The sequence below is a fragment of the Paenibacillus sp. FW126-R14 genome, assembly GCF_058789495.1.
This window is the reverse complement of record NZ_JBYTBS010000045.1, coordinates 31569-49644: the sequence shown is the minus strand read 5'-3', so window position 1 is coordinate 49644 and position 18076 is coordinate 31569. Positions and strand designations below refer to the sequence as shown.

Genomic DNA, 18076 nt, shown 5'->3' with positions numbered 1-18076 from the left:
TACTTGTGGGGAGCCCCTTTTTTTGCTACTGGCTGAGCCTCATCAGCTTCCGGCACTCCAGCGGCGTCTGCGTAGTGACCTGCTTGAACACGCGGCCAAAATGAGCGACGCTGTCGAAGCCGGATTGCTCGGCGATATGGATCACCTTCAGCTTCGTTTCTCTGAGGAGCCGCTGGGCTTCTCTGATTCGCACATTGTTCAAATACTCAACGAACGAAAAGCCGGTGGTCTCTTTAAACGAGCGGCAAAAATAGCTGGGACTAATATAGAACGTCTCCGAAATGGAGGCAAGCGTCAGCCGAGTCCGGTAATGCTCGTTGATATAAGCCACAATCTCAAAGATTTTGGGATTATGGGCTTGCGGGTGCTCCTGTGCAGAGCTTAGCTTATCGGTCAGCCGCGAGCAGAAAATCAGCAGCTGCGTAAACAGCGCTCGGCTGTTCAATTGCCAGCCGCTCAGCGCTTGCTGCTGTTCTCTAAGCAATTGAAACAGCAGATTCTCCACGAGGGTACGATTCGTACCGCTAAGTGAGAATACGTGCTGCTTTTGCACGAAAGGGAGGAGCAAATGCGTGACGGCATCTTCACCGATGGAGCGAATCCACCTGTCATCGAAACTGAGCAAAATGCGTTCATGCATCTCCTCATCGACATTCCGCGTTTTGTGAAGCTGATTTTTATCGATAAAGACGAGATCGCCTTCTTGAATGAGGTACGACCGGTCCTGGATAAAGTAGTAGCGCTTGCCGCTTAACAAATAATAAATTTCATAATGATCATGAAAATGGTTCAGCTGCATCGAGTAAGGGCGCTCTCTTCGCAGTCGTTCGATTTCGTATTGGATCACAAGGGACACCTCTCGGTCATGCCAAAATAAATGTACTCTCATTATAGCAAAATATGCAAGGATTGAAAGAGAATAGATAAGATTTGAATAGAAACGCAGCAAATATTGTATTAATCTTGAGGTAAGAAAACTTATTCTCGAGAGGGGTTAAATCAGTATGAAAAAACGTTATGCAATCGTCGGCACCGGAGGACGGGCTGAGTTTTTCTATGGCGCTATCGTGAGAGATTTCCAAGATACATCAGAGTTGGTTGCGATCTGCGATGTTAATCAAACGAGAATGGATTTTACAAACGGTTTGCTGCAAAACAAATATGAATATAAGGCGGTTCCAACGTATAAAGCAAATGAATTCGAAGAGATGATCCGCAGAGAGAAGCCGGATTACGTGATTGTAACCTCGGTTGACCGTACGCATCATACGTATATTATTAAAGCGATGGAGCTAGGGTGCGATGTGATTTCAGAGAAACCGATGACGGTGGATGAAGAGAAATGCCAAGAAATTCTCGACGCGATTAAAAGGACGGGCCGTCAGCTTCGCGTGACCTTCAATTACCGTTACGCTCCGCACAATACGAAAATCCGTGAGCTGATTATGGATGGAACGATTGGCGACGTGCATTCCGTGCATTTCGAATGGCTGCTGAATACGGAGCACGGAGCAGACTATTTCCGCAGATGGCACCGGGATAAGCGCAATGGCGGCGGGCTGCTGGTGCATAAATCTACGCATCATTTTGATTTGGTGAATTTTTGGCTGGGGACGCGTCCTGATACGGTTTTTGCGATGGGCGGCTTAATGTTTTACGGCCGGGAAAATGCCGAGAAGCGCGGAGAAACGAAGTTCTACCAACGCGCCACAGGGAACGAAAACGCGAAAGGAGATCCTTTTGCCCTCCATTTGGATCAGAATGAGCACCTCAAAGGCCTGTATTTGGATGCGGAGCATGAAGACGGCTACCAGCGCGATCAAAGCGTTTTCGGCGACGGCATTAATATTGAAGATACGATGGGCGTAATGGTTCGTTACAAAAACAAAGCAATCCTGACCTATTCCTTGAATGCCTATATGCCATGGGAAGGCTTCAACGTGCAAATCAACGGCAGCAAGGGCCGCATTGAGATGAAGGTCGTTGAGAAATCCTACGTGAATTCCGGCGGCAAAAAAGAAGACGAAGGCGCTTTGCAGGAAAAAACGATTAAAGTATTCCCGATGTTCGCGGCTCCTTATCAGGTTCATATCGAAGAAGGCGTTGGCGGTCACGGCGGCGGCGATCCTGTGCTGCTTCGCGATATTTTCGAGAAAGCGTCTGACGACCGGTTCCAAAGAGCGGCATCCCATGTGGACGGTGCGATGTCCATTCTTACAGGCATCGCGGGCAATATTTCACTGCGTACGGGACAACCGGTTGCCGTTGATAAATTAGTCACGTTTTAGCGGATGAGAGTGAGGGGATTGTATGTGGAATCCAGATGCTGTTATGGAGAAGCTTTATCATTCCTATGAGCAAAAGCGTCAAGCGCAGCTGCAGCAAGAGACTGCCGGCCAGACGAGAGACAGGCTGAAACAAGGGTTAGCCGACTCTTTGCAAATAGGGATGGAGAAGGAAGATGAGCTTCTTCCTGTTCTTCTTGAGCGGACTGAGCGGGAAGATCACATTCGCGAGCGCATCGAGTTCGGTACGGTGTTGGGATTCCGCGTCCCCGCTTACGTCCTTATACCTAAGGGGAAAAAGGGGCCGTCAAGAGCGGTGCTTGCTCTGCACGGGCATGGTTATGGCAGCAGGCAGATTGCCGGCATGCATCAGGATGGCTCCGAAAACACGGGAGAACCGGATTCCCATGGCAACTATGCGCTTGAATTAGTGAGGCGCGGCTTCATTGTGATGGTACCTGAGATCATCGGTTTCGGCGATCGCCGATTGGCTGATGATCTCAAGGAAGGAAAGGTTGGCAGCTCATCCTGCCAATCGCTTGCCTCCCATCTGCTGCTGTACGGCATATCGCTGGCAGGGCTGCGCGTGCAGGAGGCGCAGCGCGCCATCGACTATATGCTGTCTCGCGATGATGTTGACGGCGGCCGTGTGGGTTGTTTCGGCTTCTCCGGAGGCGCCTTGATCGCTTCATACACCGCGGCCATGGACGAACGGGTCAAAGCGGTGGTGCTATGCGCTTTCGCCAATACATTCAAAGGCAGCATTATGCATGTCCGCCACTGCATCGACAACTACTTGCCCGGCGCGCTGGCGTATGGGGAGCTGCCTGAATTCATGGGGCTCATAGCTCCGCGTCCGCTGTTCATTGCTTCAGGCAAACAGGATCCGATTTTCCCTGTTGCAACGGCGGAAGCCGCGGTTCAGTATTTGCGGGGCTTGTACGCAGAAGCGGGCGCGGCTGAGAATTTAGGGGTTCATTTGTACGAGGGCAAACACGAAGTGAATGGAAGCCAGGCGTATCCATGGCTTGTGGAGGCTATGGAAAGAGAGCTGTCCGGTCATTAACCGGCGGCTCTTTTTGCTTTCTATCGCATGCTATCTGTGCTACCCTGTAGGAAGAGTTTACAAGGTGGTGGGCTTTCTGAAACGAATCTTAATTACGGGCTATAAAGCATCCGAGCTGGGCATTTTTTCTTTAAAACATCCGGGTATCCCGATTATAAAAAAAGCCATTCAAAAAAGACTCACTCCGCTGATTGAAGAGGGACTGGAATGGGTCGTTGTCAGCGGTGGATGGGGCGTTGAACTGTGGGCGGCCGAGGCTGTCCTTGAACTAAGAGAGAGTACTTTTCCGCAGCTGAAATTGGCTGTCATTACGCCTTTTTTGGAGCAGGAAGAGAAATGGAGCGACGAGAAGAAGAGCTGCTACAGCAGCGTCATGAATCGGGCGAATTATGTCAACAGCATCACGAAGACCAAGTATGAAGGGCCGTGGCAGTTCAAAGAGCGGGACAAGTTCCTGCTGCGCAATTCGGACGGCATTCTGCTGGTGTACGATGAGGAAACGGAAGGATCGCCGAAGTTTATGAAGCTGCAGGCTGCGCAGTTGGCGGCCGCACACACCTACCCGATCATAACAATCAATGCCGCCGATCTGCAAAATGTCGCAGAAGATGAGCAGGGGGACCAGCAAGGAGATCAGTGGGGAGATATGGACGCCCCCATGCATGATACGGACTATCAGGAAATCTAAAGAGCACATCGCTCTAAGCTCCGGCATCTCCTGGGATCATACCGATTAATGCGTTAAGCGAGCTGCTGACAAAGGCATCTTTGCGCGTAATAAATTCAGTTTTGATAAAGCGGTATGGTTGAGGAATCGCAAATGTGCGAAGTAAACCTTCTACCTCATGTTTGTGCGTGACGGCTTTGGGCATGAGCGAAATCCCTAGTCCAGCGGATACGCCGCCTATAATGGCTTCCAGCATGCCGAATTCCATGATGACCGGATGCGGTGTGCCGACGGATTGCAGCCACTGTTCCAAAACGTCACGATAAGAGCAGCCCGGGCTAAAGACTAGGATGGGCTTCTTTAAAGCTTCATCGAGACTGGCTGTTTGAGGTCCGGCCGCGACAACCAATTCCTCTTCGTATGCCGGGATAGACTGCAGGTCAGGATGTGTGCAGGAACAGCCGATGAACGCGCCATCGAGCTCGTACCGAAGCACTTTTTCCATTAAAAATTGGGAATGTCCTGTCGTCAAAGAGAGCTGAACATTGGAATGCTGTTCGTAGTAGAAGGCAAGCAGTTTGGGAAGCCTGACCGCAGCAGCCGTCTGTGTTGAGCCTATCAAAAGCGGACCGCTGGGTTCGGCGGAGGAAGACATGGCCAGGACAGCTTCGTCCAGCAGGCCGACGATTTTATCGGCATAAGCGAGCAGCGTTTTTCCGTTGGATGTTAAGGACATGCCCCGGTTATGCCGGAAAAAGAGAACTGTCTGCAGCTCTGACTCCAGCTGCTGTATACGAGCGGTAATGTTGGATTGTACATAACCGAGCCGTCCGGCCGCTTTGGTCACGGAGCCTTCACGTGCAACCATTTGAAACACTCGCAAATCTGCGCTTTCCATTGTTTTGAGCCTCCGTATCGCGGTGATTTTGGTATCACTTTTTCTGATGTTGAGTATCCATAGTAATCATTATACATAATTTTAAACCTCCTTTACAATGGAATCAACTTGTTGATAGGGAGGCTTTTTAGGATGAATAAATATAAATATATGGCACTAATACTTGTCACAACCTTAATCATGGGGATTTCTTTTCCCGTTGGGAAAGTGGGGATGGCTTATGCGACGCCTTTCTTTTTGATGGGCATTCGGTTTGTTCTGGCAGGGGGGATACTCGCTGCTATCGTTTGGAAAAAGCCCCGTCCCGTTGGCTCGATGTGGGGGAAAGCGGCGTTGATCGGCCTGATTCAATCTGCCGGCGTGATGGGCTGCGCCTATTACAGCATGCATTGGATTAGCTCGGGCGAATCCTCGATTATTACTTGTACGAACCCGCTGCTCGTTATCGTGCTGGGGACTTTCTTTATGGGAGCCAAGTACCGCGGGCGTCAATGGTTCGGCGTAGCATTTGGTTTTCTCGGCGTCGTCATTACCTTCGGACTGCAGATGAATTTCCAAGTGGGTACTTTGATCGGCTTTGCCGGAGCTGTCTTTTTTGCTGCATCTACGCTGCTCATTAAGCGGTGGGGTGCTGAGTTTGATATGAACGTACTGGCTGCTTATCAGATGCTTGCAGGGGGGATTGCGCTTCTCCTTCTGAGTGCAGGGACGGAGCATCCGTATTTTGTATTTGCTGCTGCGTCGGTATCCGTGGTGCTTTGGCTTGTTATCATGGGATCGATCGTTCAATTCGTCTTATGGTTTTATTTGCTCCGCAGCGGAGACCCGGCCAAAACGAGCGCCTTTTTGTTTCTAGTCCCGGTGTTCGGCCTCCTTTCCAGCTGGCTGCTGCTTGGCGAGAAAGTCGCCTGGTATGTCAGCTTGGGCGGTGCTTTTATTTGTGTGGGTATCTTTTTGGTAAATTGGGAGGGGAAGGCTCGCTCGGAAGGGCGATTGGTTAGAGTGCTAAGGTGAGATGTGCTGGCTTGTGGTGGATATCCGGCAGAGATAATCATGTTTTACAGCGTTACCGAGAGAAATCAGAGCATCCCCATATAAGCAACTCACACCTCCATTGCCGCCCAATGGGGGTGTTTTTTTCTTCCTCCGACCAAAGAAAAACAAAAATAAAAATAATGATTCAAAAATAAACAAAGATGTGTTACGATGAATCCATCAAAAACAAACACAACTTCATGGGATGTGAAGAGGAGAGACTTTGAGCAGCGCTCAAGGATCCCTATATTAGGAGGGTATTTATGGTTGCGAATTTGTGGGAAGCAGAAAAAGCAAGCAGCGTTTCAAAAGGCGTCGAGGAACTGGTGTACCGTTCCAACTTACTGGGGACCGATCGCGCAGTAGCTAACTGGGGCGGGGGCAATACGTCTTACAAAACGATCGAGAAGGATTTCCGCGGCCGTGACGTTGAAGTTATGTGGGTCAAAGGAAGCGGTTCCGACCTTGCGACGATGAAAGCGAAGAATTTCACAGGTCTTCGCATGGAAGACATCCGTCCTTTGTACGAAAGAGACGAAATGTCCGACGAGGAAATGGTCGCTTACCTAGTCAACTGCATGATCGACAGCAAGCATCCACGCGCTTCGATTGAGACGCTTTTGCACGCGTTCCTGCCGTTCAAACATGTGGATCACACGCATCCGGATGCGATTATTTCGCTGTGCTGCTCGCATAACGGCCGTGAGCTGGCGAAAGAAATTTATGGCGACCGCTTCGTATGGGTACCTTACGTACGTCCTGGCTTTACACTGTCCAAGATGATCGCCGAAGGCGTAAGAAACAATCCGCAAGCCGAGCTGGTGCTGATGGAGAAGCACGGTCTGGTTACATGGGGCGAAACGTCCGAGGAAAGCTACCTCAAAACGCTGGCGATCATCAATGAAGCTGAGAGCTTTATCGAAGCGCGTGTTAATGAAGATAGCCTGTATGGCGGCTCCAAATACGAGTCCCTTTCCGAGTCCGAGCGCAGCGACATCTTGGCGCAAGTGCTGCCAATCGCTCGCGGAGCTGTTTCCCAAGAGAAGAAAATGATTCTTACCGTAGACAGCGCTGACGATGTTTTGAAGTTCGTAAACAGCAAGGATGCAGCTGTCCTATCCCAAGTTGGCGCAGCTTGCCCGGATCACCTTGTTCACACGAAAATGAAGCCGCTTTACATCGACTGGAATCCGAATTCCCGCGATGCCGCTTCCTTAACCGAGGCTCTAATAGCAGGCATCTCAGCATACAAAGAAGAGTACAAAGCGTACTTCGAGCGCAACAAAAATGAAGGCGACGTGATTTTTGAAACGGCTCCACGCGTTATTTTGATCCCGGGAATCGGGATGATCAACACGGGCAAAAGCTGGGCCATGGCGCAAGTAAGCGGCGCGCTGTACCACCGTGCGATTTCCGTAATGAGAGGCGCAACGGCTCTTGGAACATTCGTTTCCTTAAGCGAAAACGAGTCCTACAACGTGGAATACTGGCCACTTGAATTATACAAATTGACGCTTGCTCCTGCAGAAGCGGAATTTTCCCGCAAAATCGCTTTTATCACTGGCGGCGCAGGCGGAATCGGAAGCGTAACAGCCCGTCAATTCCTCAAAGACGGCGCGCACGTCGTGCTGGCTGACCTGAATCTCGAAGGCGCACAGAAATTAGCGGCAGAACTTAACGAGCAGTATGGCGAAAACAGAGCCATCGCCGTCAAAATGGACGTCACGAAGGAAGAAGAAGTGGAGGCGGCATACCGCGACTCGATCCTCAGCTACGGCGGGGTTGACATCATCGTGAACAATGCGGGTCTTGCGACATCAAGTCCTTTTGACGAAACTTCCCTCAAAGAGTGGAACCTGAACATGAACGTGCTCAGCACAGGCTATTTCCTGGTAGCCAGAGAAGCGTTTAAAATTATGAAAAAACAAAGCGTTGGCGGCAGCATGGTATTCGTCGGCTCCAAAAACTCTGTATTTGCAGGTAAAAATGCCTCTGCTTACTCAACAGCGAAAGCGGCTGAAATTCACTTGGCGCGCTGCATCGCAGCTGAGGGCGGGGAATACGGCATTCGCGTGAACTCCGTATTGCCGGATGCAATTCTGCAAGGTTCGACGATTTGGAACTCCAACTGGCGCAATGAGCGCGCTGCGGCTTACGGCATCGAACCGGACCAACTGGAAGAGCACTACCGCAAAAGAACGACGCTGCTTGTCAATATTTTCCCGAAAGACGTTGCGGAAGCAATCGTGTACTTCGCTTCTTCCAAAGCAGAGAAAACGACGGGCTGCATGCTCACCGTTGACGGCGGCGTTCCGGCTGCATTCACCCGCTAATCCGTTCCATATCCAAAAGGAGGCTATTATCCGATGAGCGATAAAGCATATGCGCTGTTTGAAGAACAGCAAGCAAATAGAGGGATTGACCTGGCGGCTGTCAAAGCCAAGCTGAAAGCCCTCAAAGTAGAAACCCCATCCTGGGGTTACGGAGATTCCGGAACTCGCTTCAAAGTGTATAAGCAAAACGGCGTGCCCCGCAATCCTTTCGAGAAGTTCGAGGATGCGGCGCAGGTTCATAAGCTGACGGGCGTTTGCCCGTCGGTGGCCATCCACATTCCTTGGGATAAAGTGGACGATTACGCGAAGCTGAAGCAGCATGCGGCTGATCTTGGCGTTTCCATCGGTGCGGTGAACCCTAACCTTTTTCAAGAAGATGATTATATTTTCGGAAGCGTGACGAATTCGAACGCAGCGATTCGCCGCAAAGCGACGGATCATTTGCTGGAGTGCGTGGACATCGCCAAAACAGTAGGCTCCGACATTTTGAGCCTATGGTTTGCTGACGGTTCCAACTACCCGGGGCAAGTCGATATTCGCGCACGCAAAACTTGGATGTATGAGGCGCTCAAAGAAATGTACGACGCTATGACGCCAAGCATGCGCATGCTGATTGAATATAAATTCTATGAGCCGGCTTTCTACCACACGGATTTGGCGGACTGGGGCATGGCGTTCAATATGGCTAACAAATTGGGTCCTCAAGCGGAAGTGCTTGTAGACACAGGCCATCATCCGCAAGGTACGAATATCGAGCATATCGTGACTTATTTATTAGATGAAAATAAACTCGGCGGCTTTCATTTCAACTCCCGCAAATATGGGGATGACGACTTGATCGTAGGCTCCGTGAACCCTTACGAGCTGTTCCTGATTTTCTACCAAATTATTGATGCAGCCAACGATAAAAATCCGCAAATCCGTCAAGCCGCAAACAACATCGCGTACATGATCGATCAAAGCCATAATATCGAGCGCAAAATTCCTGCGATGCTGCGTTCCGTACTGAACGTTCAAACTCAATATGCAAAAGCTCTTCTCATCAACCTCGACGAAGTGAAAGACGCTCAAGAGCGTCAAGACGTTCTAGGCGCAGAAGATGCGGTTCGCAAAGCGTTCGAATTCGATGTTACGCCGCTGCTGCATGCTGTTCGCGAAGAGATTGGCGTGCCTGTCGATCCGATGAAAGCGTATCTGGAGAGCGGCTACGACGAAAGCATCAATGTTAGGGGCAAAGGCGGTGCGAGCTGGTGAGCAAACCCTCAAGCGTTCTGGCCTTTGATTTGGGAGCAAGCAGCGGCAGAGCGATCGTCGGACGCCTTGATGCTGAAGCGGGCCAAGTGACGATCGAGGAAATTCACCGCTTTGCGAATGATCCGGTGCAGGTGGGGGACCGCCTTCACTGGGACATTTTGCGCTTGTTTCATGAGTTGAAACAAGGCATTTTACAAACCAAGCATTTGGGATACACGGAGATTGAAAGCTTGGCCATCGATTCCTGGGCGGTAGATTTCGGGCTTCTCTCCAAGAATGGCGAGCTGCTCGGCAATCCGTACCATTATCGCGATCATCAGACCGACCATATCATGGAGAAGGTGTTCGCAACCGTCGGACGCGAGGAGCTTTATGCCAAAACAGGGCTGCAATTCCTGCAATTCAACTCGATTTTTCAGTTAGCTGCGATCAACGAGAGAAATCCGGAGCTGCTCGAACGCGCTGAAACGTTCTTGATGATTCCCGATTTGCTCCGCTACTTCTTAACAGGCGAAAAACATAGCGAGTTCACGAATGCCACGACGACACAGCTTTTGAATGCGACAACGATGACATGGGATACGGAACTTCTGGAGCGGCTTGAACTTCCATCGGATCTGTTCCTCAATCCGGTTCCATCGGGCACACGTGTAGGTTCATTAACCGAAGACATCTGCCAGGAGCTTGATGTTGCTTCCATCCCTGTGATAGCCGTCGGCGAGCATGATACGGCCTCTGCCGTGGCCGCCGTTCCTGCGCTTGACGATGATTTTGCTTTTTTAAGCTGCGGCACTTGGTCCTTACTGGGCACTGAAACGATGGAGCCGGTCCTGACGGAACAGGCCTTGGCATGGAACTTTACGAACGAAGGCGGCGTGTATGGTACGAACCGGCTGCTCAAGAACATTATGGGCTTGTGGCTGATTCAGGAGTGCAAACGTACGTGGGATAAAGAAGGCAACAAAATGAGCTTCTCCGAGCTCGTCCAGCTTGCCGGGCAGGCGAAGCCGTTCCAATTCTTCATTGATCCGGATGACGACATGTTCCTCAATCCGCCGCATATGCCGAAGCAAATTCAGCAGTATTGCCGGGAAACGCAGCAGGCTCAGCCGCAGAACGAAGGGGAGATCGTGCGTGCTATTTTAGAAAGTCTGGCTCTCAAATACCGGTTTGTCCTGGAGCGGACCGAACAGCTCACGGGTAAAACGTACGCCGGCCTTCATATCGTTGGCGGAGGCATCCAAAATGAACTGCTCTGTCAATTTACAGCGAGTGCTATAGAGCGCGAGGTTTGGGCAGGACCTGTCGAGGGTAGTGCCTTAGGAAACCTTGTAGTACAATGGATAGCATTAGGGTATATCGCGAATTTGCGCGAAGCCAGGAAGCTGATTCGGAATTCGTTCCCGGTCAAAACGTACATCCCCGAGGATGGCGCGGGTTGGCAGGCGGCGTATGAAACATTTTGTCAGGTGGCGTCCCGATCGAGGATGAAATGAGGGAAGACGATGCTGGTAGCGGAAAGATGGCAGAGAATCGTTCAGTTAGTTAATGAAAGAGGAAGCATTCGCGTGACAGAGCTCAGCGAGCTGTGTCAAGTGACGGAAGAAACGATCCGGCGGGATTTGGACCGGTTGGAAAGCGAAGGCAAGCTGATGCGCAGCCATGGCGGCGCAGTCAGTGTGAAGGAAGCGCAGTCGGAAGTCCCGTTCCTGGAAAGGGAGACGGCACATGCCGATTTCAAGAACAGCATTGCGAAGGAAGCGGTATCGCATATTCGCGAGGGTGACAGAATCATATTGGATGCGAGCACAACAGCTTGGTACATGGCCAAATTGATCCCCGATATGCCTCTGACCATCTTGACGAATTCGATGAAGGTTGCGCTTGAGGTCAGCGGCAAGGAAAAGATTCAAGTTATTTCAACCGGAGGCCTGCTTTCTCCGAAGTCGTTGTCCTACGTAGGACCACTGGCGGAGAGATCGCTGGACATGTACCACGTCCACAAGCTGTTCTTGTCCTGCAAAGGCGTTCATATCCAACGCGGCACCAGCGAGTCGAACGAGCTCCAAGCGCTCATTAAGCGCAAAATGATCTCCATTGCCGACGAAACGTACCTGCTGGCGGATCACAGCAAATTCGGCATGCAATCTTTAACGCAGGTGGCGGCTTGGCCGGAAATTAAGCATGTCATTACTGACGGACAAACGAATAAGGAAGACTTGGACTCCATTCGCGAAAAAGGTGTGCATGTCATCCAATTAGATAAAGAGTAATCGACATTGTTCCTTCCATCTCCAGTATGTTCTCCCGTACTGAGGATGGTTTTTTATATAGCCAAATGCCTCTGTGGAGGGAACGATTCAGGAAGGGAGTTAGCTGCAACATGAAAGTATCGATGTTCATTACGTGCCTCAGCGATCTTGTCTATCCCAAGGTTGGCGAGTCTATCGTTCAGTTGCTTGCCAGATACGGAGTCAAGCTGGACTTCCCCGCGATGCAAACCTGCTGCGGCCAGCCCGCTTTTAACAGCGGGTATTGGGATGAGGCGCGAGGTTCTGCGTTAACGCTGCTGGAGGCTTTCGAAGACAGCGATTTTGTCATATCGCCTTCAGGCTCCTGTACAAGTATGATTCATCATTATTATCCGAAGCTTTTCGAAAATGATCCTGTTCAACTGGCGCGCGCGAACCGTCTCGTTGAAAAAACATATGAATTCACGCAGTTCCTCGTGCAAGTGCTTGGCGTTACGGATGTCGGGGCCGAGTTCCCGCACAAGGTGACCTATCATCCGTCCTGCCACGGCAGCCGGCTTCTGGGCGTTAAAGCCGAACCGATGCAGCTGATGCAAAACGTTCGCGGCATGGAGCTGCTGCCGCTTCCTCATGCAGAGGATTGCTGCGGGTTTGGCGGTACTTTTGCGGTCAAAATGTGCGATATTTCCGGTGCGATGGTTTCGGAGAAATCCGATCACGTGCTCGAGACGGAAGCCGAAGTGCTCGTTGGACTCGACATGGGCTGTTTAATGAATATTGCCGGCAATTTGTCCTACCGCGGGAAACCCGTGAAGGTGATGCATTTGGCGGAATTATTGGCTGAGGGAGTGAAACTTGCCCATGAGCGAGCATAAACCAAGCGGAACGGTGAAGGACAGATCCAAGATTGCCTTGAACAACGATTTCTTGCGCAACGCGGTGAAATTTACGACGGAGCGGCTGAAGAACGGGAAGCTGGCAGCGGCCGCAGAGCACGGGAATTGGGAAGAGTGGCGTGAGCGCGGACGGGAAATTCGCTTGCATACGATTGCGCACCTTGACTACTACCTTGGCAAATTTGTTGAAAATGCAAGGGCCCAGGGGGTACACGTTCATTTCGCAGCCGATGCGGCCGACGCTGTCCGGTTGACGATGCAGATTGCCGAGCACAAAAAGGCGAAGAGTGTCGTGAAGTCCAAGTCGATGGTCTCCGAGGAGCTGCACATTAACCATGCGCTTGAGGAAATCGGCGTCGAGGCGATTGAGACGGATCTCGGCGAATACATCATTCAGCTTGCCGGCGAAACGCCGTCGCATATCATTATTCCGGCGATTCACAAAAACCGGTACCAGATCGCAGACCTTCTCTCCGAGGACGCAGGGGAAAAATTAGAGCCGGATACCGGGATTTTGGCCGGGTATGTGCGCAGGAAGCTGCGCGAGAAATTCCTGGAAGCCGACATCGGGATGACGGGCTGCAATTTTGCCATTGCCGAAACAGGCTCCATGGTCCTCTTCGAGAATGAAGGGAACGCCAGAATGGTGAGCACCATCCCGAAGACACAGATTACGTTCATGGGGATGGAACGCATCATTCCTACGCTGGACGATCTCGAAGTCATGGCGACGCTGCTGCCGCGTTCGGCGACCGGACAGAAGCTGACGGTGTACATGTCTGTCATTTCCGGTCCGCAGCGCAAGCAGGACGGCGATGGCCCCGAGGAGATGCATATCATTATCCTGGATAACGGACGATCGCTGCAGCTCGGCGATCCGGAGTTCCAGGAATTGCTGAATTGCATTCGCTGCGGCGCTTGCTTGAACGCCTGCCCGGTGTACCGCCATATCGGCGGTCACGCCTACGGAGGCGTGTACAGCGGCCCGATCGGGGCTGTGCTGACGCCGGCTTTGAACAAAAATGTCGACACATGGGACGACATCGCGAACGCTTCCAGCCTTTGCGGCGCTTGCTATGAGGCGTGCCCGGTGAAAATTCCGCTGCATGATATGCTCGTCTACCTTCGCCAGCGTAAAGTAGAGCGGGGATCGACGGATTTTGCCGAGAAAGTGGGCATGAAAGGCTTTCGTTTCCTCATGTCCGACGCGAAGCGCGTAAAGGCGCTCATTAAGCTCGGTCGCGTCGGGCAAAAGCTGCTCGTCCGCGACGGTCATATTAAAGCGCGAATCGGGCCGCTCAAAGGGTGGAATTCGTATCGTTACGCGCCAAGTATGGCGAAGAAGACGTTCCGCGAATCGTGGAAAGACATTGAACAGGGGCTGGAAGGTACCTTTCCCGAGCTTGACGCTGTCATGAAAGCGCGCATGGAGAAGCTGGTGGCTGACCGCAAAAACGGCGGAGGAGGACAACATCATGGCTAAATCGGATGCGGCATTTCTACATCAACTGCAGGAAGAAGCGCTCAAGAAGCAGGAGGCGTTCTTCGCTAATATTGCGACGCGCCTGGGCAGAGCAAAGCCTTTGCAGACCGCTCCGGCGCACCCTATGAAGGGAGCTCCGGCTTTTTGGGAGGAAGTCAACCTCCCGATGGAGGAGCGGATCCAGCTGTTCATGACGAACTGGCAAAAAGCCGGCGGACACGCCCAACGCTTGTCGGGCATGGAGGAAGCGGGAGCGTTTATTATAGATTTTATCGCTAAAACGCAGGCGAAGCACTTGATCATGCAGGATCAGGCGGAGCTGGAGATGCTGCGTGCGACGCTGGCTGAAGAGACGGACACCGACATGACCGTGTGGAACGCGCAAGACTCCGGTGCTGAGGCCAAAGACGAGCTAGTCGCCAAAGCGGCCGGCGCAGATATCGGCATCGTCGCTGTCGAGCACGCCGTAGCCTATACCGGCTCGCTAGTGGTCACGTCCGACGCGACGAGAGGCAGAAGCGTCAGCCTGCTGCCGACGACGTTCATCGCGATCATTCCGGTGGATCGGCTCCGGACGAAGCTGGGCGAAGTTCTGCGGCCTTTTGACGAGCTTGCTGTAGGCGAGCGGCCCGCAGGCATTCATTTCATCTCCGGTCCGAGTCGGTCCGCCGATATCGAGAACGATTTGACCATTGGTGTGCATGGTCCCGGCATCGTATATGCGTTGATTATCGAATAAGGCACTACTTGCACAAAAGGCTGTCCCACAAGTCATAGACATGACTGGGGACAGCCTATAATTTTTTATCAGGCGGTTAATTGAAACGCTTCTACCGAACGTACCATTCTCCCGACACCCAGTCGGTTGATTTCCAGCGCAGTACATCCGGATTGGCTAGATGCATAATCTCCTTCAGGAAGTCCAGCTGCTCTAATTCAGTCATTGGCTTAAAGCTATTGGCGATAGCCAGATTCTTCTCCAGCTGCTCCATCGATTCCATGCCGACGATAGAGGTAGCAATCGGCAGAGAGAACGTGTATTGCAGCGCCTTCTCATACCAAGGGGCAAGCTTGCCGAGCGCCATCACTTTCATACCGATAACAGCGATGCCCTTCTCATTCGCCTTGGGCAGAAACTCATGCGCGAAGCTGTATACGAGGTGATCGGCCGCTGAGAGGGCGACAAGCGCACTGTCGAACGGATACCGGTCGATCGCTTCCAACTGAACGCGGGGGTTCGTATGTCCGCTGATTGATATATGCTTGATCATGCCTTGTTCTTTGGCTTCAAGCAAAGCTTCCAGAGCCCCGCCCTTGGCAAAGCAATTGTCCAGCTCTTCCATCGTCATGATGTTGTGCAAGCGCCATTCATCCACATGATCCGTTTGCAGCCGTTTGAGACTCTCTTCCAGCAGCTTCAATGAACCGTCTCTGGTTCGATCGTGCGTCTTGGTCGCAATCCAGACATCCTTTCTGCGGCCATGCAGCGCTAACGCTTTGCCGAGTCTTTCTTCCGATTGGCCTTTGGAGTAACTCGGCGCTGTATCGAAATACGTAATGCCTTCGTCAATCGCGCGATTCACAATCGCAATCGCTTCTTCTTCCGTACAGTTGTGCTCGTCTACGATGCGCTGCGCGCCAAAGCTGAGTAGAGGAAATTGCTGCCCCGTCCGGCCAAACATTCGTTTCTCCAAGATCATCGCTCCTTTATGTATGCTACTTCTCTATCGTTTCCTAACCTGCTACCTAATCATACCATCGTCTTTTCATATGGGGATATCGATTTTTGCAGGAGTTGCTTATCCTCAAGTATAAATTAGTCTGGAGAAAGCCGCCAGAATTCGTCAAATATCATTAATTTTCACAAAAAATACATGTCTGCGGTCCTATGTTTCAGCAAAATAGATTGTAATTTTTAGCAATAAAACCTATCATTATATACATAGAAGATCTATTTGTCGAATTATGGAGAGCTTCTGACACGGCTTCAATTATTAGAGATAAGAGGGTGCCTGGAAGATGGAGAAATCATCATTAATTGGAATTGTTTTAGCGTTTATATCGATTGGTGTAGGTATGGTGTTAAAAGGAGCGAGTTTGGCGGCGCTTCTGAATCCTGCTGCTGCTCTCATCATTTTCGGTGGAACAGCTTCGGCCTTATTTATTGCGTTTTCATTGGAAGAAATTAAGAAGATTCCTGCGCTGTTAAAAATCATTTTTACCGAACAAAAATTAATGCCTAAAAAAGAACTGATCAATACGTTTATCGAATGGGTATCCATTACGCGTCGCGAAGGCTTGCTTTCTCTTGAGAAACAAGCGGAGGAGCTGTCGGATCCTTTTATGAAAAGCGGTATGCGCCTCATTATCGACGGAAATGATCCTGATTTCGTGCGCGACGTCCTGCTTGAGGATATTGCCGAAATGGAAGCGAGACATAAGAAATACGCAGGTATTTTTACGCAAGCCGGTACATATGCACCGACACTCGGCGTTTTGGGCGCCGTTGTAGGTTTGATTGCTGCCCTGGGTAATTTAAGTGAAGTAGAGAAGCTGGGGCATCTGATTTCAGCGGCATTCGTTGCGACAATGTTCGGGATTTTTCTGGGATACGTTGTTTTTCACCCTTTTGCCAACAAGCTAAAACAGAAGTCCAAGAAGGAAGTTGAAATTAAACTTATGGTGGTTGAAGGCTTGCTCTCGATTCAATCCGGTGTTTCCGCCAACTCTGTGAAGCAAAAAATGATGATCTTCGTAGCCAACAACGAACGCGCGTCGTATGACGAAGAAGAGAAAGGGGCCGCTCCGCAGTGAGTAAAAAGAAGAAGCATGAGGACCATGAAGAACACGTTGATGAATCCTGGCTCATTCCCTATGCGGACTTGCTTACTTTGCTTCTAGCTCTATTTATCATTCTATTTGCTTCCAGCCAGTTGGATTCGAAGAAATACGACTCCATTATGAGGTCCTTAAACAATGCGTTCACGGGCGGGGAAGCGCCCTTCGCAGTTTCTCATATAGTTCCTATTGATAATGCGGCGAACTCTACGAAAAACAATAACAAGAACCAGAACCCAGAGGCGAAAGAGCAAAGCAAAACGGACAGCCAACTGGCGGCCAAACTGCAGAAGGAAGAGAAAGATCTGGAAGAATTGAAGAAAAGCATGGATGCTTTCATCAAAGATAATCAGTTGAACGAGCAGTTGACGACGAAGCTGGATAACGAGAAATTGACGATTACGATCAGTGACCGCGCGCTGTTTGATTCCGGATCGGCGACGATCAAGCAAGATTCGCAGAAGCTGGCTGTGTCCATAGGGGACATGCTGGCGAATTATCCGGGCTATCAGGTTGAAGTGGGAGGACATACGGATAACATCCCGATTCACCGGGCGGATTTTGAAACGAACTGGGATTTGAGCGCGAAAAGGTCCGTTAATTTTATGAAAATATTGTTGAACAACGGTAAAATCAACCCGTCTTCGTACTCCTCTGTCGGATACGGGGAATACCGCCCGATTGCCTCGAATGATACGACGGAAGGCCGGGCCCAGAACCGCCGTGTCGAAGTCAGCATCCTGCGCAACATTAAAGCAACGGATGCGATTGCGAGATAGGATGAGGTAAAAAGCAAAGGCAAGCTCAAGGGAGAGCGAAAACTTAGAAGCATAAGGGAACTACAGGGTGCTATTCCGGCTATTTTGCTGCGAAGGAGCTAGAAAGAGGAACTATAGTATGCTATTCTTTCAAACTACTCCGAAATCATACCTACATCGCCAAATAGGGGATCGTAGTTCCCCTCGAAACAGAAACTATCCGTTTTGGGTAAAAATAGTGCCCTGTAGTTCCGCTTTAGGGGTGCAGGGGAACAAATAAAGGACCTTAGGGAAATCCCTAGGTCCTTTAT

Annotated in this window: 16 protein-coding genes; 13 read left to right on the top strand and 3 right to left on the bottom strand. The window is 50.9% G+C overall.

What is annotated here, in order from left to right:
• Positions 1-25: 25 nt before the first annotated feature.
• On the bottom strand, positions 26-847 hold the full coding sequence (locus tag AC3WRW_RS24090; protein WP_492548814.1) for a helix-turn-helix transcriptional regulator: 822 nt from the start codon (positions 845-847) through the stop codon (positions 26-28).
• Positions 848-1004: 157 nt separating this feature from the next.
• Here AC3WRW_RS24090 and AC3WRW_RS24085 point away from each other — a divergent pair, with 157 nt between their 5' ends.
• The 3 genes from AC3WRW_RS24085 (at position 1005) to AC3WRW_RS24075 (ending at position 4039) form a co-directional block, all read left to right on the top strand.
• A complete protein-coding gene (locus AC3WRW_RS24085) occupies positions 1005-2288 on the top strand; it encodes a Gfo/Idh/MocA family protein (RefSeq protein WP_492548813.1) in 1284 nt (427 codons plus the stop codon).
• Between the two features lie 22 nt (positions 2289-2310).
• Complete coding sequence (locus tag AC3WRW_RS24080; protein WP_492548812.1) at positions 2311-3351, top strand: dienelactone hydrolase family protein; 1041 nt, start codon at positions 2311-2313, stop codon at positions 3349-3351.
• 76 nt (positions 3352-3427) lie between these two features.
• The gene (locus AC3WRW_RS24075) at positions 3428-4039 is read left to right on the top strand and encodes an SLOG family protein (protein WP_492548825.1); all 612 of its coding nucleotides are present in this window, start codon (positions 3428-3430) and stop codon (positions 4037-4039) included.
• A gap of 13 nt (positions 4040-4052) precedes the next feature.
• Here AC3WRW_RS24075 and AC3WRW_RS24070 read toward each other — a convergent pair whose 3' ends face one another.
• Positions 4053-4916, bottom strand: a complete 864-nt coding sequence (locus AC3WRW_RS24070) for a LysR family transcriptional regulator (protein WP_492548811.1) — start codon at positions 4914-4916, stop codon at positions 4053-4055.
• 132 nt (positions 4917-5048) lie between these two features.
• Here AC3WRW_RS24070 and AC3WRW_RS24065 point away from each other — a divergent pair, with 132 nt between their 5' ends.
• From AC3WRW_RS24065 to AC3WRW_RS24030, 8 genes are all read left to right on the top strand, one after another.
• Positions 5049-5930, top strand: a complete 882-nt coding sequence (locus tag AC3WRW_RS24065) for a DMT family transporter (protein WP_492548810.1) — start codon at positions 5049-5051, stop codon at positions 5928-5930.
• A 284-nt stretch (positions 5931-6214) separates the two neighbouring features.
• The gene (locus tag AC3WRW_RS24060; RefSeq protein ID WP_492548809.1) at positions 6215-8284 is read left to right on the top strand and encodes a bifunctional aldolase/short-chain dehydrogenase; all 2070 of its coding nucleotides are present in this window, start codon (positions 6215-6217) and stop codon (positions 8282-8284) included.
• A gap of 33 nt (positions 8285-8317) precedes the next feature.
• A complete protein-coding gene (gene rhaI, locus AC3WRW_RS24055) occupies positions 8318-9538 on the top strand; it encodes an L-rhamnose isomerase (RefSeq protein WP_492548808.1) in 1221 nt (406 codons plus the stop codon).
• Positions 9532-11034: a rhamnulokinase gene (gene rhaB / locus AC3WRW_RS24050; protein WP_492548824.1), complete on the top strand. Its 1503-nt coding sequence runs from the start codon at positions 9532-9534 to the stop codon at positions 11032-11034. The genes rhaI and rhaB overlap by 7 nt, the downstream gene beginning before the upstream one ends.
• Before the next feature lie 9 nt (positions 11035-11043).
• Positions 11044-11811 carry a DeoR/GlpR family DNA-binding transcription regulator gene (locus AC3WRW_RS24045; RefSeq protein ID WP_492548807.1) on the top strand — a complete coding sequence of 256 codons (768 nt, stop codon included), beginning with the start codon at positions 11044-11046 and terminating at the stop codon, positions 11809-11811.
• A 110-nt stretch (positions 11812-11921) separates the two neighbouring features.
• The gene (locus AC3WRW_RS24040) at positions 11922-12665 is read left to right on the top strand and encodes a (Fe-S)-binding protein (protein ID WP_492548806.1); all 744 of its coding nucleotides are present in this window, start codon (positions 11922-11924) and stop codon (positions 12663-12665) included.
• Positions 12652-14169, top strand: a complete 1518-nt coding sequence (locus tag AC3WRW_RS24035) for a LutB/LldF family L-lactate oxidation iron-sulfur protein (RefSeq protein ID WP_492548805.1) — start codon at positions 12652-12654, stop codon at positions 14167-14169. Before AC3WRW_RS24040 ends, AC3WRW_RS24035 begins: the two co-directional genes overlap by 14 nt.
• Positions 14162-14908 (top strand): LutC/YkgG family protein, encoded by a 747-nt coding sequence (locus AC3WRW_RS24030; RefSeq protein WP_492548804.1) that lies wholly within the window; start codon positions 14162-14164, stop codon positions 14906-14908. The genes AC3WRW_RS24035 and AC3WRW_RS24030 overlap by 8 nt, the downstream gene beginning before the upstream one ends.
• Positions 14909-14999: 91 nt before the next feature.
• Here AC3WRW_RS24030 and AC3WRW_RS24025 read toward each other — a convergent pair whose 3' ends face one another.
• Positions 15000-15863: an aldo/keto reductase gene (locus AC3WRW_RS24025; RefSeq protein ID WP_492548803.1), complete on the bottom strand. Its 864-nt coding sequence runs from the start codon at positions 15861-15863 to the stop codon at positions 15000-15002.
• Between the two features lie 325 nt (positions 15864-16188).
• Between AC3WRW_RS24025 and motA the strand changes: the two genes are divergently transcribed.
• Complete coding sequence (gene motA, locus AC3WRW_RS24020; RefSeq protein WP_492548802.1) at positions 16189-16983, top strand: flagellar motor stator protein MotA; 795 nt, start codon at positions 16189-16191, stop codon at positions 16981-16983.
• Positions 16980-17786 (top strand): flagellar motor protein MotB, encoded by an 807-nt coding sequence (gene motB / locus AC3WRW_RS24015; protein ID WP_492548801.1) that lies wholly within the window; start codon positions 16980-16982, stop codon positions 17784-17786. Before motA ends, motB begins: the two co-directional genes overlap by 4 nt.
• Positions 17787-18076: the final 290 nt, after the last annotated feature.